Genomic DNA, 23,293 nt, shown 5'->3' on the forward strand with positions numbered 1-23,293 from the left:
CTCCAGCCCAGTGCGCCGCTCAGCCCAGTGGCCGGCTCAGGCCCAGTGCGCCGGCCGGTCCAGGTGCGCAGGCAGCACCGTGGCGTCGTCACCGCGGGCGGCGTTGACCTGCGGCTGGGTCACGAACAGCGCGTCGGCCAGGTCGGTGCCGCGGACGTCGGCGTCGCGCAGGTCCGCGCCCAGCAGGTCGGTGAGCCGCAGCGACGCCCCGCGCAGGTCGGCGGCGACGAGCAGGGCGCCGCGCAGGTCGGCGCGGTCGAGGTCGCGCCCGGACAGCTCCGCCCCGAGCAGGTCGCGGCGGGACAGGTCCTGTCCCCCGCCGCGCACCGCCCGGCTGGCCCGGCCCAGCAGGTCGCCGGCCCGACCGCGCAGCGCGTCGAGGTCCGTGGCGAGGACGACGGCGGGCGGCGCCGCGTCGAGGGCGGCCAGCTCCGCGGCCACCGCCTCGAGCTCGGCCAGCGGACCCGCACCGGCGGTGCGTACGGCGGCGGCGGCGGCCACCACCGCTGCCGCCACCTCGTGCACGCCGCGCAGCGCGCGGAACACCGCGAACACCTCGGCGGCCAGGTCGGGGTGCTCGCGCCAGGACCGCCCGGCGTAGGTGACCTGCACGACCTGCTGGCCGGCGCCGAAGCACTCGAAGACGGTGCACGACGGGTACCCCCGCTCACGCAGCTCGGCGTGGATGCCGCAGCCCGCGGCCGGCGTCAGGTGGTGGCAGGGGGTGTCGGCCGGCTTGTCGTGGCCGAACCCACCGCCGCGCGTGAACGCCATCGCCGCACAGCACAGCCCCTCGCAGCGCGCACAGTCCGAGGCCAGCTCCACGACGCCACCGTACGGCCGACCCCTCCCGCGGCGCAGGCACCGACCGGCACCGAGCCGGGCCGCGACTGGCTAGCGTGCAGCCATGCCCACGCCGGCCACCCCCTACCTCGTCGTCGACGTCGACCGCCTGCGCCGCAACGTGCGCCGCGCCGCCGACCGGGCCGCGGTCACCGGCACCGCGCTGCGTCCCCACGCCAAGACCCACAAGTCCCCCGAGATCGCCCGCCTCCAGCTCGCCTCGGGCGCGGTGGGGCTCACGGTGGCCACCCTCGGCGAGGCCGAGCTGTTCGCGCGGCAGGGCTGCACGGACCTGTTCCTCGCCTACCCGGTGTGGGTCGACGAACGATGCGCCGAGCGGCTCACCGAGCTGGCCAGGGTCACCACGCTGGCGATCGGGGTCGACTCCGTCGAGGGGGCGGCCCGCGCCGGCCGGTCGGTGGGCGGCACCGGCATCGAGGTGCTGGTCGAGGTCGACTCCGGACACCACCGCACCGGCTGCCCGCCGGAGCGGGCCGGCGAGGTCGGGGCGGTGGCGCGGCGCGCGGGCCTCGAGGTGCGGGGCGCGTTCACCTTCCCGGGGCACGCCTACGCCCGCGGGGGCGCCATCGCCGCCGCCGACGGGGAGTCGCGGGCACTCGCGGTGGCCGCCGAAGCGCTGCGCGCGGCCGGCGTGGAGCCGCGGGTGCTGAGCGGCGGCTCCACCCCCAGCCTCGAGCTAGCCGACACCGACGTCGTCACCGAGCTGCGCCCCGGGGTCTACGCCGTGGGCGACGCCCAGCAGTGGGAGCTGGGCGCGATGGACCCGGGCGACCTGGCGCTGACCTGCCGGGCCACCGTGGTCAGCCACGCCGGCGGTCGGGCCGTCCTCGACGCCGGCAGCAAGGTGCTCGGCGCCGACCGCGCGGCGTACGCCACGGGGTACGGGCGGCTGCTCGCCGAGCCGGGCGCGCGGATCGTCTCGCTCTCGGAGCACCACGCGGTGGTCGACCTCGCCGGCGCCCCGCTGCCGCCGCTCGGCAGCCAGGTCGACGTCGTGCCCAACCACTCCTGCGCCGCGGTCAACCTCGTCGACCGCCTGTGGGTGCGCGGCACGGGCGGCCCCGGCGGTGCCGGCAGTGCGGCCGGCCCGACCTGGTGGCCGGTCGCCGCCCGCGGACTCAACGGGTAGGGCCCTCCCCTACGATCGGGGTCATGCTCAAGCGCCCCCTGGCCGTCCTGACCTGCCTGCTCGCCACCTCCGTGCTCGCCGCCTGCGGCGGCGACGGCGGGGACGACGAGGCCTCCGACCCGACCACGCCGAGCGAGAGCACCTCGCAGTCGGCCGACGCCGGCGACGAGGGCACCGCGGCCGGCGGCGGCTCCTGCGACTTCGCCGAGGACCCCGCCGGGGCCGCCAAGGAGGTCGACCCGCCCGGTGACGAGGTGCTGTCGGGCACCGTCGAGGCGACGATGGCCACCAGCATCGGCGACCTCGTGCTGCAGCTCGACGCCGACGCCACCCCGTGCACGGTCACGTCGTTCGTCTCCCTCGCCGAGCAGGGCTACTTCGACGACACCACCTGCCACCGGCTCACCACCGAGGGGATCCTGGTCCTGCAGTGCGGCGACCCCACCGGCACCGGCACGGGCGGTCCGGGCTACACCGTCCCCGACGAGCTGACCGGCGCCGAGACCTACCCGCCCGGCACCCTGGCGATGGCCAACACCGGCGCACCGAACTCCGGCGGCTCGCAGTTCTTCATCGTCTACGGCGAGACCCCGCTGCCGCCCAGCTACACCGTGTTCGGCACCGTCGAGCCCGCGGGCATCAAGCTCGTCTCCCAGGCGGCCGAGGCCGGCACCGACAACGCCAACGGGCCCGGCGACGGCGCCCCCAACACCCCGGTCGACATCTCCGCGGTCACCGTCGGCTGACGGCCTCCTCCGGGAACTCCACACCGGTCAGGCGCTCCGACTCCGACCACACGGCCTTGGCCAGGTCGGGGTCGAGCGCCCGCCGGTCGCGCCCGACCGCGGTCGGCCAGCCGTTCATCTCGCGGAACCGGTGGGGACCGACGTAGGTGTTGCCGGGCACGTCCATCGTGGCCGCGAAGAGCGTGCTCAGCGCCCCCCGGGCCGGGCTCATGCCCACCAGCCTGATGCCGTGCCGTCCCACGAACGTCTTCAGCCGGCTGCCGGTGTTGGCCGTGACGTCGGTGGCGGTCGATCCGGGGTGGGCGCCGGTGGCGCGCAGCGTCGAGCCGGCAGCGGTCAGGCGCCGCTGGAGCTCGGCGAGGAAGAGCAGGTTCGCCAGCTTGGAGGCGGCGTACGCGGCGTACGGCCGGTAGGGGCGACGCTGCCAGAGCAGGTCGTCGACGTCGATGCGTGCCCCGCGGTGCGACGCCGAGCCGACCACCACCACGCGGTCGGTGATCGTGGGCAGCAGCAGGTTGGCCAGGGCGAAGTGGCCCAGGTGGTTGGTGGCGAGCTGCAGCTCAAACCCGTCTGCGCTGAGCCGGTACGGCGTCGCCAGCACCCCGGCGTTGTTGACCAGCACGTCGACCGGGCCGACCGCGGCGGCGAAGGCGCGCACCGAGGAGAGGTCGGCGAGGTCGAGCCGGCGCACCTCGGCCGAGCCGTCGAGCCCGGTCAGCGTCGCCGCGGCCTGCTCCCCCGCCTCCACCGAGCGCACCGCCAGCACGACGTGCGCGCCGGCGGTCACCAGCCCGCGCGCCGTCTCCAGGCCCAGACCTCGGGCGCCGCCGGTGACGACGAAGCGGCGGCCGTCCTGCCGCGGCACCTGCTGCCACGGCTCGACCCGCGCCATCAGGTCCCGGAGGGGGCGTGCAGCCCCGCGTCGACCGGCTCGCCGACCGCGCTCTCGACGTAGGCCACCGGCTCGCCGAGCGCCACCGTGCGGCCCACGGTGCACAGCCGGTCGCGGATCTGGTCGAGGGTGCGCGGCACCACCGCGCGGGCGGCGTCGCCGGCCTCCCCCTCGGGAAAGGTGACCTCGAAGGTGACCCGCAGGTCGACCAGGTGGTTGCCCGACCCGTCACGCACCTTGTGCCCCTCGGCGCGGGCCCGGAAGCTCTCGAACTCGGCGCGCTTGCGCGTGATCAGCTCCAGGTCGACGGCGCCGCAGCCAGCCAGCGCGACCAGCAGCAGCTCGACCGGCGTGAAGTCGGGGTCGTCGCGGGTGCCCGAGCCGACCGCGAGGTGGCCTCCGCGCCGGTTGGTGGCCTGCCAGCGATCCTCGCCGAGCTTGTGGAGGTCGATCGCGCGCAGCGTGTCCGGCCCGGTCACGGGCGTGGTGTCGGTCATGGCGCCCAGCCTGCCAGAGCCGCGACACGCCCGGGATCACCGTTTCCTTGAGCGATCGCCCATCAGCGGCAACGGTGGAGAGGTACTGACCGCGATCAGAGAGAGAGCCATGCTCACCCTCACGGACAACGCCAGCACGATCGTCAAGAACATCATCGACAGTAGGATCGACGCCGACGGCGTCGAGGCCACCACGGGGCTGCGGATCAGCTCCGACGAGGGCCCCCAGCCGGGGTTCGCCGTCCAGGCCGCCACCCAGCCCGAGCCCGGCGACCAGGTCGTCGAGCAGGCGGGCGCCACCGTCTACCTCGACGAGCAGGCCGCGGTGCAGCTCGACGACAAGGTGCTCGACGCCGCCGTCGACGAGAGCGGCCGCGTGGAGTTCGCGCTCGGCATGCAGGCCTGACGGCCCGGCCGACCCGGGCCGGCCGGCGGGCCATCCCCCCTCCCCCCCCGCCGGCCGGCCCCGCCGTCTCCCTCGGTCCCTAGGCTGCGGGGCCGACCCAGCGGTGGTTGACGAAGTTGCGGTGGCGACCCGCCGGTGGTTGAGGAAGTTGCGCTAGCAACTGTCTCGAAACCCCGTACGGCGAAAGCCCTCCGTCCCCACCGGACGGCTTGCGTCCCACCAGGTAGTGAGTGAGGACTTCGTCCTTCCTCAACCAACGAGCACCGGTGGGGAACCGGGCGGAAAAGCCCGGCGGGCCGGGAGCTGGACAGCCCCGGCCCGCCTCTCGTGGGTAGGGCCAGCGTAGCCCGCACTAGCCGGCCAGCACACCCCTGCCGAACCGTTCACGGCCCCGCCTAGGCTGGCCGGGTGGCCCCCTCGAGCTCCGACGCCCCCGTCGCTCCCGCCGCCTCGCTGCAGCACCGCGAGGCGGTCGCGCGTTTCGACCTCCTCCGCGTGACCTCCTACGACGTCGAGCTCGACCTCGCCGGGAGTCCCGAGACGTTCCGGTCGGTGACCACGATCGTCCTGGTCAGCAACGGCGGCTCGACGTTCCTCGACGTCAAGCCGGTGCAGCTGCACGCCATCTCGGTCGACGACGTCCCGCTCGACCCGGGGGCGCTCGGGCGCGGGCGCTACCCGCTCGACCTGCCGGCCGGCGAGCACCGCATCCGGGTCGAGGCGACGATGCGGTTCCGCAACGACGGCGAGGGACTGCACCGCAGCACCGACCCGGCCGACGGTCGCGACTACGTCTACGGCATGTCGTTCATGGACGCCGCGCCCAGCATCTTCGCCTGCTTCGACCAGCCGGACCTCAAGGCGCCGTACACGTTCCGGGTCACGGCGCCCGAGGACTGGACCGTGGTCGGCAACGCGCCCGCCACGAACCCCGAACCCGGCCGGTGGGAGCTGGGGCCGACCCAGCCGCTGTCGACGTACTTCGTCACCCTGGTCGCCGGGCCCTACCACGTGCTCCGCTCCGAGCACGACGGCATCGCGCTGGGCCTGAGCGCCCGGCAGAGCCTGGCCGAGGCGCTGGAGGCCGACGCCGAGGAGCTGTTCGAGATCACCGCGCAGTGCTTCGACGAGTTCCACCGCCTGTTCGGGATCCGCTACCCCTTCGGCGACTACCACCAGGCGTTCGTGCCCGAGTTCAACGCCGGCGCCATGGAGAACCCGGGTTGCGTCACGTTCCGCGACCCGCTGGTCTTCACCGACCGGGTCACCCGCGGGGCCCGGATCCTGCGCGCCACCACGGTGGCCCACGAGATGGCGCACCAGTGGTTCGGCAACATCGTCACCCCGAAGTGGTGGGACGACCTGTGGCTCAACGAGTCGTTCGCCGAGTACATGGGCAACCGGGTCACCGCCGACGTCACCGAGTACGACGACGCGTGGACCGACATGGCCTTCGCCCGCCGCCAGTGGGGGCTCACCGCCGACCTGCGACCCAGCACCCACCCGGTGGCCGGCAACGGAGCGGTCGACGCGGCCGCGGCGCTGCAGGACTTCGACGGCATCTCCTACGCCAAGGGCTCCGCGATCCTGCGCCAGCTCAACACCGCCATGGGCGACGAGGTCTTCTTCGCCGGCGTCACCGACCACCTGACCCGCCACCGGTTCGGCAACGCCACCCTCGACGACCTGTTCGCCAGCTGGGAGCGGGCTGGCTCCGGCGACCTCGGCGACGTGACGACCCACTGGCTGCGCACCGCGGGCCCCGACCGGGTCGGGCTCGACCGCACCGCGGCGTCGGTGCGCCGGGTGCCGCCAGCCGACCACCCGGCCGACCGCACCCACCACACCGCGGCGGCCGTGCTGCGCGACGGCGCGTGGGAGCTGCGCCCGCTCACCCTCGCCGGCGAGGCCACCCCCCTCGACGTCGGGGACCTGCCGGTCGTGCTCGACCCCCACCTGGAGACCTGGGCGGCGGTCGAGCTCGACCCCGCGACCCTGCGGGCGCTGCCCGGTGTGATGCCCACGGTCACCGACCCGCTGGTGCGGGCCGCGATCTGGAACAACGTCCGCACCGCCTTCCGGTTCGCCACCCTCGACCCCGCCGACGTGCTCGACCTGGCCACCGCGGCGCTACCGGTGGAGGACACCGAGGACACCGCCCGGCGCACGATGAGCTGGATCTTCTCCACCCTGCTGCCCGTGACCGCGCCGGACGCCATCCGGCGCCTGCACGCCGCCGCCCTCGACGCGCTCGCCGCGGCCGAGCCGGGCAGCGACGTCCAGCTCTCCGCGCTGCGCGCCGCCGTGCGCTCGGCGACCGACCCCGAGGAGCTGCGGACCTGGCTGGAGGTCCTGCCGGCCGGCGTCGAGGCCGACCTCGACCTGCGCTGGCGCCTGCTGGTGCGGCTCGCGGCCCTCGGCGCCACCGACCGGGCCGAGCTGCAGGCCGAGCTCGACCGCGAGCCGACGTCGGCCGCCGTCGTGCGCCACACCTCCGCGGTCGCCTCGCTCCCCGACGCGGAGGCGAAGGCGTACGCCTGGGACCGCTTCACCGGCAAGGTCGACGTGCCCAACTACGAGCTGGAGGCCGCCGGTCACGGCATGTGGCGCGGCGGGCAGGAGCACCTGCTGGCCGAGTACGTCGACCGCTACTTCGTCGACCTGCCGGCCACGGTGTCGGTGCGCAGCGGCTGGACCCTGGCCGACGCCGCCGCCCAGTTCTTCCCCGTCACCTCGCTCGACCCCGCGACGCTGGAGCGGGCCCGCGCGCTGGCCGCCGACCCGGCGCTCGACCTCTCGCTGCGCCGCCGACTCTCCGACGCCGCCGACGACCTCGCCTGCCGGCTCGCCGTCCTCGAGGCGTTCCCGCGCCCGTGACCGGCTCCCGGCCCCGACGCCCCGGGCCCACCGTCCGGACCCGGGTCACCGAGCACGCCGGCGACGGCGGGGAGCGGCGCCGCGAGGACCGGCTCGTCACCGAGGAGCCGCTGGAGGTGCGGCTGGCCTGGCCGGGAGCCACGGCCCGGCGGGTGTGGGTCACGATGCGCACGCCGGGCCACGACTTCGAGCTCGCCGCCGGCTGGGTGGTGCACGAGGGCCTGGCGACCGGGGTGCAGGGCATCGCGTACTGCACCGACGTCGACCTCTCCCCCGAGCAGGAGCTGAACGTCGTCACGGTGACCCTCGCCGGGCCGCCGCTGCGCGAGCCGGGTCACCGCCACGACGGCGCCGGCTCCTCGGCGTGCGGCGTCTGCGGCAAGGACTCGCTGGCCGAGGCGCTCGCGGTGCCGCGGGCCGCGAGCTGGGCCGGTGACCTGCCCTCCCCCGACGTGGTGCGCGCGCTGCCGCGGCTCCTCCGCGAGCACCAGCGGGTGTTCGGCAGCACCGGCGGCGCCCACGCCGCGGGCCTGGCCACGGCCGCCGGTGAGCTGGTGGTGGTGCGCGAGGACGTCGGCCGCCACAACGCCGTCGACAAGGTCACAGGCGCGCGGCTGCTCGCGGGGGCACCCGTCGCCGACGCCTGCCTGGTGGTGAGTGGCCGGGCCGGCTTCGAGCTCGTGCAGAAGGCCGTGGCGGCGGGCACGGGAGCGCTCGTCTCGGTGGGGGCACCCACCAGCCTCTCGGTCGACCTGGCCCGGTCCGCGGGGCTGGCGTTGTGGGGGTTCGCCTCCGCCGAGCGCTGCGTCCGCTACGCCTGACCAGCCCCCGCGCAGCCACCACGCAGCCACCGCCCAGCACCCGCGCCCGAGCCGCGCCGGACCGGCGCGGCGTGTGGTCGCAGTTGTGTCGGCACCGCCTCCTAGCGTGGGGGCATGCGCATCCTGCACACCTCCGACTGGCACCTGGGCCGGTCGTTCCACCGCGAGGGGATGCTCACCCACCAGGCGGCGTTCGTCGACCACCTCGTCGACGTCGTCGAGCGCGAGCGGGTCGACCTCGTGGTGGTGTCCGGCGACGTCTACGACCGCGCCCTGCCCCAGGTCGACGCCGTTCGGCTGGCCGACGAGGCGCTGGTGCGCCTCGCCCGGTCGCGGGCCCGCACGGTGATCAGCAGCGGCAACCACGACTCCGCCCAGCGGCTGGGCTTCAGCGCCCGCCTGATCGACGCCGCCGGCGTCCACCTGCGCACCGACGCCGGAGCGGTCGGCACCCCGGTCGTCGTCGACGACAAGCACGGACCGGTGGCGGTGCACGCGATCCCCTACCTCGACCCCGACGCGGTGCGCGAGCCGTGGGCGCTGCCCGCGCGCTCCCACCAGGCCGCTCTGGAGGAGGCGATGCGCCGGGTGCGCGCCGACACCGCCGCGCGCGGCCGGTCCCGCACCGTCGTGCTCGCACACGCGTTCGTGGCGGGCGGCGAGCCCAGCGACTCCGAGCGCGACATCTCGGTGGGCGGGGTCTCCCGGGTGCCGGTCTCGGTCTTCGAGGGCGTCACCTACACCGCGCTGGGTCACCTCCACGGCAGCCACGTGCTCACCGACACGGTGCGCTACAGCGGCTCCCCGCTGGCCTACTCCTTCTCCGAGGCCGCGCAGACCAAGGGCTCGTGGCTGGTCGAGCTCGACGCCACCGGGGTCAGCCACGCCGAGCTGGTGGAGGCCCCGGTCCCGCGTCCCCTGGCCCGACTGCGTGGCGACCTGGCGACGCTGCTCGACGACCCGGCCCTGTCCCGGCACGAGCAGTCGTGGGTGCAGGCCACGCTGACCGACCCGGTGCGGCCCCACCAGGCGATGGACCGGCTCCGCCGGCGGTTCCCCCACGCCCTGGTGCTCGCCTTCGAGCCCGTCGGAGCCACCCTCGACGGCGCTCCGGTCGCGGGACGGCCGGGCCGCTCCGACCACGAGCTGGCCCGCGACTTCGTCGCCGACCTGCGCGGCGTCCCCGTCACCGACGACGAGGGCGCGCTGCTCGACCGCGCGGTCGACGCCTGCTGCGACGACCGCGACCTCGACAGCCTGGTCAGCCCGGCCGAGGCGCTCTTCTGATGCGGCTGCACCACCTCGAGGTCACCGCCTTCGGCCCGTTCGCGACCACCGCCCGGGTCGACTTCGACGCGCTCTCGGAGGCCGGGCTGTTCCTGCTCTCCGGGGCCACCGGCGCGGGCAAGACCAGCGTGCTCGACGCCGTCTGCTTCGCCCTCTACGGCGAGGTCCCCGGCGACCGCAACGCCGCCAAGCGGCTGCGCAGCGACCACGCCGAGCCGCACGTCGCGCCCCGCGTGGCGCTGGAGGCGACGCTGGCCGGACGCCGGTTCCGCCTGGTCCGCTCCCCGGCCTGGGAACGACCGAAGAAGCGCGGCTCCGGCACCACCACCGAGCACGCCCACGTCACGGTCTCCGAGCGGCTCGGCGGCGACTGGGTGCCGCTGACGACCCGGCTGGACGAGGCGGGTCACCTGGTGAGCGGCCTGGTCGGCATGAACGTCACCCAGTTCACCCAGGTCGCGCTGCTGCCCCAGGGCCAGTTCCAGGCGTTCCTGCGGGCGAGCTCCAAGGACCGGCAGGCGCTGCTGCAGCGGCTGTTCCGCTCCTCGCGGTTCGAGGACGTCGAGCGCTGGCTGCGCGACCGCCGCACCTCGCTGCGCCGCGCCTCGGAGTCGGAGCAGCGGCGGGTGGCCGACCTGGTCAGCCGGGTCAGCGAGACCACCGAGACCCCCTGGCCGACGGAGTGGGACCTCGACGACCTCAGCGAGCCCGCCGGCGCCGGCGCCCTGCTGGCGTGGACCCGCGACCACGTCGCCCGGACCACGACCGCGGCGGCCGAGGTCGAGCAGCGCGACGCCGCCGCCGTGACCGCCGAGCTGGCGGCGCGCACCGCGCTCGAGGAGGCCCGATCCGACCACGAGCGGCGCGAGCGGCGCCGGCGGGCCGAGGCCGAGCAGGCCGCGCTGGCCGAGGACGAGCCGCGGCGCGCGACCGAGCGCGAGGCCCTGGCCCGGGCCCGGCGGGCCGCGGCCGTCGTACCCCTGCGCACGCTGGCGGTCGACACCGCCCGGGCCCTGGTCGAGGCCGAGGAGGCGGCCGCGGTCGCGGTGCGCGAGGCGCTGCACCACCTCGACGCCCCCGACCTGCCGAGCGTGGCCGGAAGGCTGGCCGAGGTCGGCGCCGCCGCCGAGGCGGCCCGGTCGGCGCGCCCCCGCGAGCGGCGGCTCCACGACCAGCTGGCCGCGACCCGCGAGGCCCTCGCGGGGCAGGAGCGGGCGGCGGCCGAGCTCGACCGGGTGGTCGCCGCGGCGGACGCCCTGCCCCGCGAGGTCGAGGAGCTGCGCGAGCGGCACGCCGCGGCGCGCGAGGCGGCGCCCCTGGTGGTGGTCGCTGCGGCCGAGGTGACCCGGCTGACCGAGGCGGTCGCAGCCCGCGACGAGCTGGGGGCGGTCGAGACCCGCCTCTCCGCGGCGCGCGCCGAGCACGAGGAGGCACGGCTCGCCACGCTGGCCCGACGCGAGGCCCTGCTCGACGTCCGCGAGGCGCGGCTCACCGGCATGGCCGCCGAGATCGCCGGCGCGCTGGCCGTGGGAGCGAGCTGCCCGGTGTGCGGCTCGTGCGACCACCCGCAGCCAGCGGTGCCGGCGCCCGGCGCACCGGGGGCCGACGCCGAGAAGGCGGCCCAGCGCGCCCTCGACGACGCCAACGCCACCGAGCTGGCCCGCCAGCTGGCGGTGCGCGACCTCGAGACCCGTCGCGAGTCGCTGCTCGAGCGGCTCGCGGCGACCGACCCGGCGACCCTCGACGACCGGCTCGCGGCCGGCCGCGCCGAGCACGACCGGCTGCGCACGCTCGCCGGCGACGTCGAGGCGCTGCGCGAGCGGCTCGACCGGGCGACCGCACAAGGCGAGGAGCTCGCCGCGCGACGCCGCGAGCTCGAGGCGGCACACGCACGCGGCACCGCCGAGCTCGAGGCGCGGCAGCAGGAGGTCGCGGCGCTGCGCGACGAGCTCGTCGCCGTCCTCGACGGCACCGGGGCCGCGGGCCTCGACGAGCTCCTCGAGACCCTGGAGCACCGGATCGGCTGCGGCACCGCGTGCCAGGAGGCCGTCGCCGAGCGCGACCGGGCCCGCCGCCGTGCCGAGGACGCCCGGGCGCGTCTCGAGGCGCAGGCGCGATCCGTCGGCTTCGCCTCGGCCGAGGAGGCCACGGGCGCCCACCTGCCCGACGTCGAGCAGGACCGCCTCGAGGCGGTGCTGGCCGAGCACGAGCGCCGGCGGGCGAGCGCGGCTGCGGTGCTGGCCGAGCTCGGCGACGCCCCCGACTCCGAGCCAGCCGACCTCGCTGCGCTCGAGGCCGCGCACGCCCGGGCCGCCTCCGCCCTCGCCGCGCTGCGCGCCGAGGGGCTGCGGCTGATCGGCGTGCACCGCCGGCTCACCGAGCTGGTCTCGGAGCTCGAGGAGGCCCTGCGCCGGTGGGCCCCGCTGCGGGCCGACCTGGTGCTGACCGACCGGCTGGCGTCGTTCGTCGACGGCACGTCCCCCGACAACCGATGGCGGATGCGCCTGTCGGCGTACGTGCTCTCACACCGGCTCCGGCAGGTGGTCGCGGCGGCCAACGAGCGGCTCGAGCGGATGAGTGACCAGCGCTACGAGCTCGAGCACTCGCACCAGCGCGGCGCCGGCGAGAACCGCGGCGGCCTCAGCCTCGTCGTCCGCGACGCCTGGTCGGGCGAGACCCGCGACCCGGCGACCCTGTCCGGCGGTGAGACCTTCGTGGTCTCGCTCGCCCTCGCGCTGGGCCTCGCCGACGTGATCACCCACGAGACCGGCGGCGCGGTGCTCGACACCCTGTTCGTCGACGAGGGCTTCGGCTCCCTCGACGCCGACACCCTCGACGACGTGATGGGCACCCTCGACTCCCTGCGCGACGGCGGGCGAGTGGTGGGCGTGGTCAGCCACGTCGCCGAGATGCGCGACCGGATCCCCACCCAGCTGGTGCTCACGAAGTCGCGGTCGGGGTCGTCGATCTCGCTGCGGCGGCCGGGCTTGGGCTGACGGTTGCCGTTCGGGCTGCGGTTTGGTCACCAACGGCGGCCCGAAGTGCCCGAAGGTGTGCGGTTTGGTCACAAACCGCAGCCCCAGCGGCCCACGGTGTGCGGTTTGGTCACCAACCGCAGCCCCAGCGGCCCACGGTGTGCGGTTTGGTCACCAACCGCAGCCCCAGCGGCCCACGGTGTGCGGTTTGGTCACAAACCGCAGCCCCGACCCGACCCTCAGGCCAGCTCGGTCCAGCTCGACAGGTCGAGCCCCCACTCGGCCTCGAGCCGGGCGACCTGCGGTCGGTAGAGGGCGCGGAGCGACTCGCGCAGCCCGTCGGGCCAGTCCCACTCCGCCTGGCTGGTCGAACCCGAGGCACGGGCGACGTCGGCCAGCGGCACGGGCGGGACACCGAGCAGTCCCCACACCCGGTCGACGGCCGCCTGGGCGTCGCGGCGGACCTCCTCGTAGACCATCACGTGCAGCCGATCGCGGCCGACCTGCGCGGCCCACATGGCCAGCTGGTCGGCGTACATCCCGGTCCACCCCTGCACGGTGATCGGCACCGGGTAGGGCCAGGACTTGCCGCGGGTGGCGGCGAGCCGCATCGCGGAGCGGAACCGCTCGACCGGGTCGCGCAGCAGCACCAGGACGGGTCCGTGCGGCACCAGCCGGGCGGCGGCCGCGGGGGCGGAGGCGTGACGGAGGTACTGCGGGGTCCAGTCGCCGCGCAGCAGACCGTCGTCGGGGAACAGCGCCCGGTAGTCGTCGGCCGGCACCCGGCCGTCGGCGACCTTGTGGAGGAGCTGCTGCTCCTTCTTGCCGTTGGTGCCGAGCCCCACCTGCGGGTGCTGCACGAGGAGGTCGGTGAACCACGTGGTGCCGCTGCGCTGGGCACCGATCCCGAGCCACGCCGGAGAGCTCATGGGCGTCACCCTACGAGGCCGCGGAGCCGGGGAAACCCACTGGGGCGAGCGCGTCGGGTCGGATAGGTTCGCCGACATGGTCGCAGCCGGCGCACAGCCTCCGATCGACGAGACCTTCACCGCGCTCCCCCACCGCCGGCTCGCCGAGGTCGCCCTGGGCCGGGCCCGCGAGCTCGGCGTCAGCCACGCCGACTTCCGCCTCGAGCGGGTGCGCTACCAGCACCTGCAGGTCCGCGACGGCGCCCTCCAGGGCGCCAGCGACCACGAGGACCTCGGCTTCGCGGTGCGCGTCGTCCACGGCGGGGCCTGGGGGTTCGCGTCGGGGGTGGTGCTCACCGACGCCGAGGCCCGCCGGGTCGCCGAGACCGCGGTGGCCGTCGCCACCGTCGCGGCTGGGATGACCAGCACCCCGGTCGAGCTCGCGCCCGAACCGGTGCACGCCGACGTCACGTGGGTCTCGGCGTACGACGTCAACCCGCTCGAGGTCCCGATCCCCGAGAAGGCCGCGCTGCTCGTCGACTGGACCGAGCGGCTGCGCCGGGGTGCCGCCGTCGACCACGCCTCGGCGTCGGTCGCACAGGTGCAGGAGAACAAGTTCTACGCCGACCTGGCCGGCACCGTCACCACCCAGCAGCGGGTCCGGATCCATCCCGAGTTCGAGGCGATGGGTGCCGGCGCCGACACCTTCGACTCGATGGCGAGCATCGCTCCCCCGGTCGGGCGTGGCTGGGAGTACGTCACCGGCTCGGCGCTGCACGACTGGGACGCCGAGCTCGAGGAGGTGCCCGAGCTGCTCGCCGAGAAGCTCAAGGCGCCCAGCGTCGAGGCCGGCCGCTACGACCTCGTCATCCACCCCTCGAACCTGTGGCTGACCATCCACGAGTCGATCGGACACGCCACCGAGCTCGACCGCGCGCTGGGCTACGAGGCCAACTACGCCGGCACCTCGTTCGCGACCTACGACCAGCTCGGCACCCTCCAGTACGGCTCCGGCGTCATGAACGTCACCGGCGACCGCACCGTCGAGCACGGTCTGGCCACGATCGGGTACGACGACGAGGGGGTCCAGACCCAGGCGTGGGACATCGTCCGCGACGGCGTGCTGGTCGGCTACCAGCTCGACCGCCCGATGGCCCACCTCAAGCCCGAGCTCAACGGCGGGCGGTCCAACGGCTGCGCGTACGCCGACTCCCCGGGCCACATCCCCATCCAGCGGATGGCCAACGTCAGCCTGCAGCCCGCCGACGACGGCCCGAGCACCGAGGAGCTCATCTCCCGGGTGCGGCACGGCATCTACGTCGTGGGCGACAAGTCCTGGTCGATCGACATGCAGCGGTTCAACTTCCAGTTCACGGGTCAACGGTTCTACCGGATCACCGACGGCGAGCTCACCGGCCAGGTCCGCGACGTCGCCTACCAGGCGACCACCACCGACTTCTGGGGCTCGATGGAGGCCGTGGGCGGCCCGCAGACCTGGCAGCTCGGCGGGGCGTTCAACTGCGGCAAGGCCCAACCGGGTCAGGTGGCCTCGGTCAGCCACGGCTGCCCGACCGCGCTGTTCCGCGACGTCCGGATCCTCAACACCACCCAGGAGGCGGGTCACTGATGTCCGGCGCCACCAGTCGATCGATCGGCCCGTCGACCGGCTTCCCCACCGATCCCCAAGGCCTGGTCGAGCACGCCTTGGCCACGACCGGCGCCGACGACTGCGTCGTGATCGTCACCGACCGCACCAGCGCCAACCTCCGCTGGGCCAACAACACGTTGACCACCAACGGGATGATGCACGGCGTCGACGTCACGGTCGTGTCCTTCGTGCGCGGCTCGGACGGTGTCTCGGTGGGCTCGGTCTCCGGCAGCGCCAGCACCCGGGAGCGGGTCGCCGAGCTGGTCACCGCGGCCGACGCCGCCGCCCGCGCCGCCGCGCCGGCCGAGGACGCCGCCGAACTGGTGCCGGGGCGTGACAGCCCGGACTGGGCCGAGCCGCCGGTGCCCACCGACATCCACGTCTACGACACCGTGGCACCCGCCCTGGGTGAGGCGTTCGGCACCGCCGCCGACGGCGACCGGGTGCTCTACGGGTTCGTCAACCACGAGATCGCCACCACCTACCTCGGCTCCTCCACGGGCCTCCGGCTGCGGCACGTCCAGCCCACCGGCCACTGGGCCTGCACGGGCAAGAGCGCCGATCTGACCCGCAGCGCCTGGCTCGGCGGCGCCACCCGCGACTTCACCGGCGTCGACCCGATCGGCTTCGAGCAGCAGCTGGCCACCCGGTTGGGCTGGGCCGAGCGCCGCCACGAGCTGCCCGAGGGTCGCTACGACACGATCCTGCCGCCCACGTCGGTGGCCGACCTGATGATCGACGCCTATTGGTACGCCGGCGCCCGGGTGGCCTGGGAGGGGCAGTCGGCCTACAGCCGGCGGCCCACCGGCACCCGGATCGGGGAGCGGCTGGTCCGCCCCGAGGTCAGCCTGTGGAGCGACCCGGGCGCGCCCGGACTCGAGTGCGCCCCGTTCGTGACCGCGGCGGCGTCGTCCAACGACAGCTCGGTCTTCGACAACGGCCTGCCGCTGGGACGCACCGACTGGATCCGCGACGGGGTGTTGACCTCGCTGCTGCAGACCCGCCACTCCGCGGCGATGACCTCGCAGCCGGTGACCCCGGCGATCGACAACCTCACCCTGGAGGTGGCCGGCGCCACCGGCAGCATCGACGACCTGGTGGCCGGCACCGAGCGCGGTCTGCTGGTGACCTCGCTGTGGTACATCCGGATGGTCGATCCGCAGAGCATGCTGCTGACCGGTCTCACCCGCGACGGCGTGTACCTCGTCGAGCACGGCGAGATCACCGGCGTCGTCAACAACTTCCGCTGGAACGAGAGCCCCCTCGACCTGCTGCGCCGGTTCAGCCACGCGTCGGCGACGGTGCCGGCGCTCAGCCGCGAGTGGGGCGACGACTACTTCTCCCGCACCGCCACCCCGGCGCTCCGGGTCCCGGACTTCAACATGTCGAGCGTGTCCCGGGCCCAGTAGCCCTTCCCTGCGGGCGCCGCTCCCGCTTCCGGCACAGCGTCGGGCCCGGCCGGGTCACTCGGCGAAGGCCTCCGGCGGCGGGCAGGCGCAGACCAGGTTGCGGTCGCCGTAGGCCTGGTCGATGCGCGCGACCGGGGGCCAGTACTTGTCGGGGTCGATCCCGGTCGGGAAGACCCCGAGCTCGCGCTCGTAGGGCCGGTCCCACTCGCCGACGAGCGCCCGCGAGGTGTGCGGCGCCCGGCGCAGCGGCGACTCCTCCGGGCTCCACTCCCCCGCGCCCACCCGGTCGATCTCGGCCTTGATCGCGATCATCGCGTCGCAGAACCGGTCGATCTCGGCCAGGTCCTCCGACTCCGTGGGCTCGACCATCAGCGTGCCGGCCACGGGGAACGACATGGTCGGGGCGTGGAAGCCGTAGTCGACCAGGCGCTTGGCCACGTCGTCGACGGTGACGCCGGTGGCCGTCGTCAGCCCGCGCACGTCGAGGATGCACTCGTGGGCCACCAGGCCGCCGTGGCCGCGGTAGAGCACGGGGTAGTGCTCCCCGAGCCGCTTGGCGACGTAGTTGGCCGACAGCACCGCCACCGCGGTGGCGCGGGTGAGCCCGGCAGGGCCCATCATCCGCACGTAGGCCCACGAGATCGGCAGGATCCCCGCCGAGCCGTAGGGGGCCGCGCTGATCGGGCCGATGCCCTCGCGCTTGTCGACCTCGGGGTGCAGCGCGTGGCTGGGCAGGTACGGCGCCAGGTGGGCCCGCACCGCCACCGGACCGACGCCGGGACCGCCGCCGCCGTGCGGGATGCAGAACGTCTTGTGCAGGTTGAGGTGGGAGACGTCGCCGCCGAACTCGCCGGGCTTGGCGAAGCCGAGGAGGGCGTTGAGGTTGGCGCCGTCGACGTAGACCTGGCCGCCGTGGTCGTGGACGATCCGGCAGAGCTCGGAGATGGTGTCCTCGTAGGCCCCGTGGGTGGAGGGGTAGGTGACCATGATCGCGGCCAGCTCGTCGGCGTGGGCCTCGCACTGGGCGCGCAGGTCGTCGAGGTCGACCGCGCCGTCGGCGGCGGCCTTGACCACGACCACCTTCATCCCGGCCATCACCGCCGAGGCGGCGTTGGTGCCGTGGGCCGACGACGGGATCAGGCACACGGTGCGCCCGGTGTCGCCGTTGGCCAGGTGGTAGCCGCGGATCGCCAGCAGCCCCGCGAGCTCGCCCTGCGAACCGGCGTTGGGCTGGATCGAGACCCGGTCGTAGCCGGTGACCTCGGCGAGCCAGCCCTCGAGCTGGTCGACGAGCTCGCGGTAGCCCTCGGCGTCCTCGGCGGGCGCGAACGGGTGGAGGTCGGCGAAGCCCGGCAGCGAGACCGGCTCCATCTCCGTGGTGGCGTTGAGCTTCATCGTGCACGAGCCGAGCGGGATCATGCCGCGGTCGAGGGCGTAGTCGCGCGCGGAGAGGCGGCGCAGGTAGCGCAGCATCGCGGTCTCGCTGTGGTGGCTCGAGAAGACCTCATGGGTGAGGTACGGCGTCTCGCGGCGCAGCGCGTCGGGCAGCGCGTCGCCGGTGGCCTGGTCGAGGGCGTCGAGGTCGGCCTCGACGCCGAAGGCGGCGAGCACCTTCTCCAGCGTGGTGCGGGTCGTGACCTCGGAGGTGGAGACGCGCACCGTGTCGGCGTCGACCAGCCGCAGGTGGAGGTCTCGCTCGCGGGCCGCGGCGACCACCTCGGCGGCCCGACCGGGCACGGTCAGGGTGAGGGTGTCGAAGAAGGTCTCGTTGGTGACCTCGACGCCGCCGTCGGCCAGGGCCCGGGCCAGCACCGCGGCGTAGCGGTGGGTGCGGGTGGCGATCGCGCGCAGCCCCTCGGGGCCGTGGTGCACGGCGTACATGGAGGCGACCACGGCGAGGAGCACCTGGGCGGTGCAGATGTTGGAGGTGGCCTTGTCACGGCGGATGTGCTGCTCGCGGGTCTGGAGGGCGAGGCGGTACGCCGGGCGGCCCTCGGCGTCGACCGACACCCCGACCAGGCGGCCGGGCAGGTGCCGCTCGAGCCCGGCGGCGACGGCCATGTAGCCGGCGTGCGGGCCGCCGTAGAACAGCGGGACGCCGAAGCGCTGCGAGGAGCCGACGACGACGTCGGCGCCGAGCGCGCCGGGCGCCTCCAGCACCGTGAGCGCCAGCAGGTCGGCCGCGACCACGGCCAGCGCGTTGCGCTGGTGGGCGGCCTCGATGACCGCGCGGGGGTCGAGGACCCGCCCGGAGGCCCCGGGGTACTGCACCAGTACGCCCGACAGCGGACCCTCGGGCAGGCCGTCGACCAGGTCGGTGACGACCACCTCGATGCCCATCGCCTCGGCGCGGGTGCGCACCACGTCGATGGTCTGCGGGAGCGCGTCGGCGTCGACGACGAACGGCCCCTCGGCCTTGCGGTTGCCGCGTCGTACGAGCGTCATCGCCTCGGCGGCGGCGGTGCCCTCGTCGAGGAGGCTGGCGTTGGCGGTCGGCAGGCCGGTGAGGTCGCCGACGACGGTCTGGAAGTTGAGCAGCGCCTCGAGCCGACCCTGGGAGATCTCGGGCTGGTAGGGCGTGTAGGCGGTGTACCAGCTGGGGTCCTCGAGCACGTTGCGCCGCACCACCGGCGGGGTGATCGTCGCGTGGTAGCCCAAGCCGATCATCGACTCCGCCGGACGGTTGCGCGCGGCGAGGGCGCGCAGCTCGGCGGCGGCCGAGGCCTCGGTGACGGCGGCGGGCAGCGCCAGCTCGGCGTCGGTGCGGATGCCGCCCGGCACCGCGGCGGCCATCAGTGCGTCGAGGGAGTCGAAGCCGAGGGCGGCGAGCATGGTGGTGACGTCGTCGGGGCGCGGCCCGATGTGGCGGTCGACGAACGGCAGCGCGGCGTCGAGCTCGGCGAGCGTGGGGTGGTCAGACAACGGGGGCTCCTCGAAACGGCAGGTCCGGGCGCCTCCCCCTCTGTCGGCGCGGCAGCGAGCCTCCAGAGTTGCCTGATCCGCGCGGTCCTGGGCGCCTGAGAGGTTCCGGGGAGGGATTGCCCCTTCGGCGCTCCCCCGGTCACCGTGGCGACCGGACGAGACTCTCCCGTGCGGGTTTGTCAGCGGGGCCCAACCTACCAGCCTGGACGCCGACGGCCCGCACCTTCGCGCGAAGGTGCGGGCCGTCGTTCCGTGGCCTCGGCCGACCGGTGGGGGTCAGCCGAGCTTGCGCGCGGCACGACGGGCGGCGAGCTCGTCGCCGGCGGTCGGGTCCGCCTCGTCCTCGTCAGCGGCGGTGCGCTCGCTGGGCAGCTCGGCGAGGGTGCCCTCGATCTCGCGCCAGACACCGCCGATCGCGATGCCGAACACGCCCTGCCCGCCGTGGAGCAGGTCGATGACCTCGTCGTTGCTGGTGCACTCGTAGACCGAGGCGCCGTCGCTCATCAGCGTGACCCGGGTCAGGTCGTCGGTGCCGCGCTGGCGCAGGTGCTGCACGGCGGTGCGGATCTGCTGGAGCGAGACGCCGGCATCGAGCAGGCTCTTGATCACCCGCAGGATCAGGATGTCGCGGAAGGAGTAGAGGCGCTGGGAGCCGGAGCCCGACGCTCCCCGCACGGTGGGCTCGACCAGGCCGGTGCGGGCCCAGTAGTCGAGCTGGCGGTAGGTGATGCCGGCGGCGTTGCACGCGGTCGGGCCGCGGTAGCCGAGGTCGCTGGGCAGCGGCGAGACGTCGTCGGTGAAGAGCAGCCCCTGCTCCTCGGCCGTCTCGGCGGCCAGCGACGCCTCGGGGTCTGTGCCCCGCTCCTGCTCGTGCTCGTTCACGCGGTCCTCCGTCGACTACTCCGTTGAGCGTAACCCCGAGGGGGAAGTCGTCGCGAGGGCTTCGGACGAAGCAACCACAACGGTGGAGTTACAACAGAGACAGTTCAAGGTAGGCCCCGCCCCCGGCCGGGTCAAAGACGCCACGCGGCGTGTCTCACCCTCAACGTCAGGTTGAGGGTTGGGGTTGGCTGCGGTCGCTCGTGCCTGAGTGGCGCAAAGGCGCCGTTCGTGCGCGGGGATCGGGTCGGCTGGGCGCACCCAAGCACGCAAAGGCGCCGTTCGTGCGCCGCAACAGGTCGGCCAGGCGCATCAACCACGCAAAGGTGCCGTTCGTGCGCCCGGACACCGCGCTCAGTGAGCGTCGAAGTCCTCGGGGGTGACCTGGTCGAGGAACTCGCGGAACTTCTCGACCTCGTCCTCCTGCTCGGCCGGCACCGCGAGGCCGGCCTCGTCGAGCACCTCCTCGGCGCAGACGATGCGAGTGCCGGTGCGCAGCGCGAGCGCGATGGAGTCGGACGGCCGGGCGCTCACCTCGGCCCCGGAGCCGAAGACGAGGGTCGCGAAGAAGACGCCGTCCTTGACGTCGGTGATCCTGACCTCGGTGAGCTCGTTGCCGGTCGCCTGGAGGACGTCCTTCATCAGGTCGTGGGTCAGCGGGCGCGGCGGGATCACGCCCTGCTGGGCGAAGGCGATCGCGGTGGCCTCGACGGCGCCGATCCAGATCGGCAGGTAGCGCTCCCCCGTCACCTCGCGCAGGAGCACGATCGGCTGGTTCGAGGGCATCTCGACCCGGACTCCCATGACATCGACCTCGCGCACGTCTCAACCCTACTCCGGTGCCGGATGGGCGCCAGTGGCGCGCGGGAGCGCAGCGGCTAGGGCGTGCGGATTGGTCACCAACCGCAGCTCCGCCCCGCTCCGGTGCGCGGTTTGGTCACCAACCGCAGCTCCGCCCCACTCCGGTGCGCGGTTTGGTCACCAACCGCAGCCCCCGCCCCACTCCGGTGCACGGTTTGGTCACAAACCGCGCACCCGCCCCACTCCGGTGCGCGGTCTGGTCACAAACCGCGCACCCCGGCCCGCCCCGCCCCGCTCTCGAGCAGGGACGGCGGCGACGGCCGTCGGGGTCACCGTTTGGTCACAAACCGCGCCCCAGGGCGGCCGCAACATGCGGTTGGTGACCAAACCGCACCCCTTGGGCGCGCCACGGGACCCAGCCACGCCGCCGATCCGGCAGCACCGCGTCTCAGGACCGCCGCAGGCCGACCTTCACCAGCGTGGCGTGCAGCCGGATGGCGAGGGCGGCGAACTCGGCGGCGGCGTCCTCGGTGCGGGCGCGGGCGGCGGAGTCGGTGGCCCGGCGGTGGTGGGCGGTGACCTGGTCGATCAGCCCGACCTCGCGGTCGGCGGCGGTCTTGAAGCCGCGCAGGTGCCGGGGCTCGAGGCCGAAGTCGGCGAGCTCGCGGGCGGTGGTGGCCACGACGAGGGCGTCGGTGTCGTAGTGGCGGGTGCCGGGGCGGGGGGCGAGGAGGCCGTACTGCTCGAGCTGGTCGAGCAGGTCCTCGGAGATCTCGGCGAGCTTGACCAGCTCGCGCCGCGAGAGCCGCAGGTCGTCGCGACGGCGGAACGACTCGGCGCTCGGCAGACCGTCGGGCGCGAGAGCGACCTTGGGCACGGTCGGCACCACCGACTCGATCGGCGGGGGCTCCAGGCCGCGGTCGATGGCGTCGAGGTGCTCCCCGATCACCTTCAGCGGCAGGTAGTGGTCACGCTGCATCCGCAGGATGTAGCGCAGCCGGTCGACGTCGCCCTCGCTGTACTTGCGGTAGTTCGACGGCGTCCGCTCGGGCTTGATCAGCCCCTTGTCCTCGAGGAACCGGATCTTGGGGATGCTCACGCCGGGGAAGTCCGGGACGAGGCGGTCGATGACCTCCCCGATGTTCATGGTGGCGGCGCCGCCGCCGGCCGCGGCCGAGGCCCCCATGCGTCAGGAGGCCTCGTGCCCGGCGAAGAAGACCAGCCGGTACTTGCCGATCTGCACCTCGTCGCTGTCCTTCAGCACGACCGAGTCGATCCGGTCGCGGTTGACGTAGGTGCCGTTGAGGCTGCCCGCGTCGCTCACGGTGAACGAGTCACCGGTGCGCTTGAACTCGGCGTGCCGGCGCGACACGGTCACGTCGTCGAGGAAGATCTCGCTGTCGGGGTGCCGGCCGGCCTGGACGACGTCCTGGTCGAGCAGGAACCGGCTGCCCGAACCCGGACCCCTCTGCACGACCAGCAGCGCGTGCCCCGACGGCAGGGCGTCCACGGCAGCGGCGTCGACGGGGTTGAGCTGGCGGTCGGAGGTCTCGACCCGGTCGAGGCCGATCTGGATGGTCGCCGTGGTCTCGCCGACCGGCTCGTTCGCGCCCGTGGCCTCGGCGGTCACCAGCGGCGTCCCGCACTGCGAGCAGAAGCGCGCGTCGTCGGGGTTGCTGTGGCCACAGGCCGTGCAGAACGGCATCTCATCCTCCGGGTCTTCTCCGACCGTCAACCCTCAAGCCGGGGCTGAGGTTGACGGTTGTCCGAACCTATCAGCCGGGCCCTCCCGATCAAGCGGCTTCAGGGAGTACGCCGGGTGGACGGTCAGCCGCCGAGCGTGGCCTGGTAGGCCGTGGAGTCGAGCAGCCCCTCGAGCTGCGCGGCGTCGGTCGGGACGACCTCGAAGAGCCAGCCGCCGCCGTAGGGGTCGTTGTTGACCAGGTCGGGGGTCGCCTCGAGCGCCTCGTTGCGGGCCACGACCTCGCCGGTCACCGGGGCGTACACGTCGCTGACCGACTTGGTCGACTCCAGCTCACCGCAGGTGCTGCCGGCCTCCACCGAGTCACCGACCTCGGGCAGCTGGGCGTAGACGATGTCGCCGAGCGCGTCCTGCGCGAAGTGCGTGATGCCGACCCGCACGGAGCCCTCGTGGTCGCCCGGGGTGCGGACCCACTCGTGCTCGGCGGTGTACTTCAGGTCGTCGGGGTACAAGGGGTCTCCTCCGGTGGG

General features: G+C 74.4%; 19 protein-coding genes and 1 riboswitch. Of the genes, 9 read left to right on the top strand and 10 right to left on the bottom strand.

All coding sequences use genetic code 11. The features are described from left to right. Nucleotides 1–36: 36 nt before the first annotated feature. Complete coding sequence (locus JT721_RS07510; RefSeq protein ID WP_307827942.1) at nt 37–825, bottom strand: pentapeptide repeat-containing protein; 789 nt, start codon at nt 823–825, stop codon at nt 37–39. Nucleotides 826–907: 82 nt separating this feature from the next. Here JT721_RS07510 and JT721_RS07515 point away from each other — a divergent pair, with 82 nt between their 5' ends. Both JT721_RS07515 and JT721_RS07520 read left to right on the top strand, forming a co-directional pair. Further along, a complete protein-coding gene (locus JT721_RS07515) occupies nt 908–1,993 on the top strand; it encodes an alanine racemase (protein WP_205472331.1) in 1,086 nt (361 codons plus the stop codon). A gap of 23 nt (nt 1,994–2,016) precedes the next feature. Further along, nucleotides 2,017–2,739 carry a peptidylprolyl isomerase gene (locus JT721_RS07520; protein ID WP_205472332.1) on the top strand — a complete coding sequence of 241 codons (723 nt, stop codon included), beginning with the start codon at nt 2,017–2,019 and terminating at the stop codon, nt 2,737–2,739. On the opposite strand, the gene JT721_RS07525 is transcribed toward JT721_RS07520, so the two are convergent. After that, nucleotides 2,726–3,631: an oxidoreductase gene (locus tag JT721_RS07525; protein ID WP_205472333.1), complete on the bottom strand. Its 906-nt coding sequence runs from the start codon at nt 3,629–3,631 to the stop codon at nt 2,726–2,728. The two genes, JT721_RS07520 and JT721_RS07525, sit on opposite strands and share 14 nt — an antisense overlap. Further along, nucleotides 3,631–4,128, bottom strand: coding sequence for an OsmC family protein (locus tag JT721_RS07530; RefSeq protein WP_205472334.1), 498 nt, complete (start codon nt 4,126–4,128; stop codon nt 3,631–3,633). Before JT721_RS07530 ends, JT721_RS07525 begins: the two co-directional genes overlap by 1 nt. Before the next feature lie 109 nt (nt 4,129–4,237). Here JT721_RS07530 and JT721_RS07535 point away from each other — a divergent pair, with 109 nt between their 5' ends. The 5 genes from JT721_RS07535 to JT721_RS07555 all read left to right on the top strand — a co-directional run bounded on the left by JT721_RS07535 (nt 4,238) and on the right by JT721_RS07555 (nt 12,515). Then, nucleotides 4,238–4,534 carry a Fe-S cluster assembly protein HesB gene (locus tag JT721_RS07535; protein WP_205472335.1) on the top strand — a complete coding sequence of 99 codons (297 nt, stop codon included), beginning with the start codon at nt 4,238–4,240 and terminating at the stop codon, nt 4,532–4,534. A gap of 408 nt (nt 4,535–4,942) precedes the next feature. Next, nucleotides 4,943–7,411 carry an aminopeptidase N gene (gene pepN / locus JT721_RS07540; RefSeq protein ID WP_205472336.1) on the top strand — a complete coding sequence of 823 codons (2,469 nt, stop codon included), beginning with the start codon at nt 4,943–4,945 and terminating at the stop codon, nt 7,409–7,411. Further along, nucleotides 7,408–8,232: a formate dehydrogenase accessory sulfurtransferase FdhD gene (locus tag JT721_RS07545; RefSeq protein ID WP_205472337.1), complete on the top strand. Its 825-nt coding sequence runs from the start codon at nt 7,408–7,410 to the stop codon at nt 8,230–8,232. Before pepN ends, JT721_RS07545 begins: the two co-directional genes overlap by 4 nt. A gap of 114 nt (nt 8,233–8,346) precedes the next feature. Then, nucleotides 8,347–9,519 (top strand): exonuclease SbcCD subunit D, encoded by a 1,173-nt coding sequence (locus JT721_RS07550; RefSeq protein WP_205472338.1) that lies wholly within the window; start codon nt 8,347–8,349, stop codon nt 9,517–9,519. Beyond that, on the top strand, nt 9,519–12,515 hold the full coding sequence (locus JT721_RS07555) for an AAA family ATPase (protein WP_205472339.1): 2,997 nt from the start codon (nt 9,519–9,521) through the stop codon (nt 12,513–12,515). Before JT721_RS07550 ends, JT721_RS07555 begins: the two co-directional genes overlap by 1 nt. Nucleotides 12,516–12,733: 218 nt before the next feature. On the opposite strand, the gene JT721_RS07560 is transcribed toward JT721_RS07555, so the two are convergent. Next, entirely contained in the window at nt 12,734–13,423 is a 690-nt protein-coding gene (locus tag JT721_RS07560; protein ID WP_205472340.1) for a sulfotransferase, read from the bottom strand. Nucleotides 13,424–13,499: 76 nt separating this feature from the next. On the opposite strand from JT721_RS07560, the gene JT721_RS07565 reads away from it, so the two are divergent. Further along, nucleotides 13,500–15,029 carry a TldD/PmbA family protein gene (locus tag JT721_RS07565; RefSeq protein WP_205472341.1) on the top strand — a complete coding sequence of 510 codons (1,530 nt, stop codon included), beginning with the start codon at nt 13,500–13,502 and terminating at the stop codon, nt 15,027–15,029. Beyond that, nucleotides 15,029–16,459: a metallopeptidase TldD-related protein gene (locus tag JT721_RS07570; RefSeq protein ID WP_205472342.1), complete on the top strand. Its 1,431-nt coding sequence runs from the start codon at nt 15,029–15,031 to the stop codon at nt 16,457–16,459. Before JT721_RS07565 ends, JT721_RS07570 begins: the two co-directional genes overlap by 1 nt. A gap of 54 nt (nt 16,460–16,513) precedes the next feature. Here the strand turns inward: JT721_RS07570 and gcvP are convergent, their stop codons facing one another. The 6 genes from gcvP to gcvH form a co-directional block, all read right to left on the bottom strand. Beyond that, nucleotides 16,514–19,381, bottom strand: coding sequence for an aminomethyl-transferring glycine dehydrogenase (gene gcvP, locus JT721_RS07575; protein ID WP_205472343.1), 2,868 nt, complete (start codon nt 19,379–19,381; stop codon nt 16,514–16,516). A gap of 72 nt (nt 19,382–19,453) precedes the next feature. Beyond that, a riboswitch (glycine riboswitch) is annotated at nt 19,454–19,560 on the bottom strand. A 97-nt stretch (nt 19,561–19,657) separates the two neighbouring features. After that, nucleotides 19,658–20,218, bottom strand: a complete 561-nt coding sequence (locus tag JT721_RS07580; protein WP_275898769.1) for a MerR family transcriptional regulator — start codon at nt 20,216–20,218, stop codon at nt 19,658–19,660. A gap of 396 nt (nt 20,219–20,614) precedes the next feature. Further along, a complete protein-coding gene (locus JT721_RS07585; RefSeq protein WP_205472345.1) occupies nt 20,615–21,082 on the bottom strand; it encodes a bifunctional nuclease family protein in 468 nt (155 codons plus the stop codon). Nucleotides 21,083–21,509: 427 nt separating this feature from the next. After that, nucleotides 21,510–22,247, bottom strand: a complete 738-nt coding sequence (locus tag JT721_RS07590; protein ID WP_205472346.1) for a MerR family transcriptional regulator — start codon at nt 22,245–22,247, stop codon at nt 21,510–21,512. 3 nt (nt 22,248–22,250) lie between these two features. Further along, entirely contained in the window at nt 22,251–22,766 is a 516-nt protein-coding gene (locus JT721_RS07595; protein WP_205472347.1) for an FHA domain-containing protein, read from the bottom strand. A gap of 122 nt (nt 22,767–22,888) precedes the next feature. After that, nucleotides 22,889–23,275 carry a glycine cleavage system protein GcvH gene (gcvH, locus tag JT721_RS07600; RefSeq protein WP_205472348.1) on the bottom strand — a complete coding sequence of 129 codons (387 nt, stop codon included), beginning with the start codon at nt 23,273–23,275 and terminating at the stop codon, nt 22,889–22,891. Between the last annotated feature and the right edge of the window lie 18 nt (nt 23,276–23,293).

The organism is Nocardioides sp. SYSU D00038, from assembly GCF_016924665.1.
In the GTDB taxonomy this organism is placed as follows: Bacteria; Actinomycetota; Actinomycetes; order Propionibacteriales; family Nocardioidaceae; genus Nocardioides.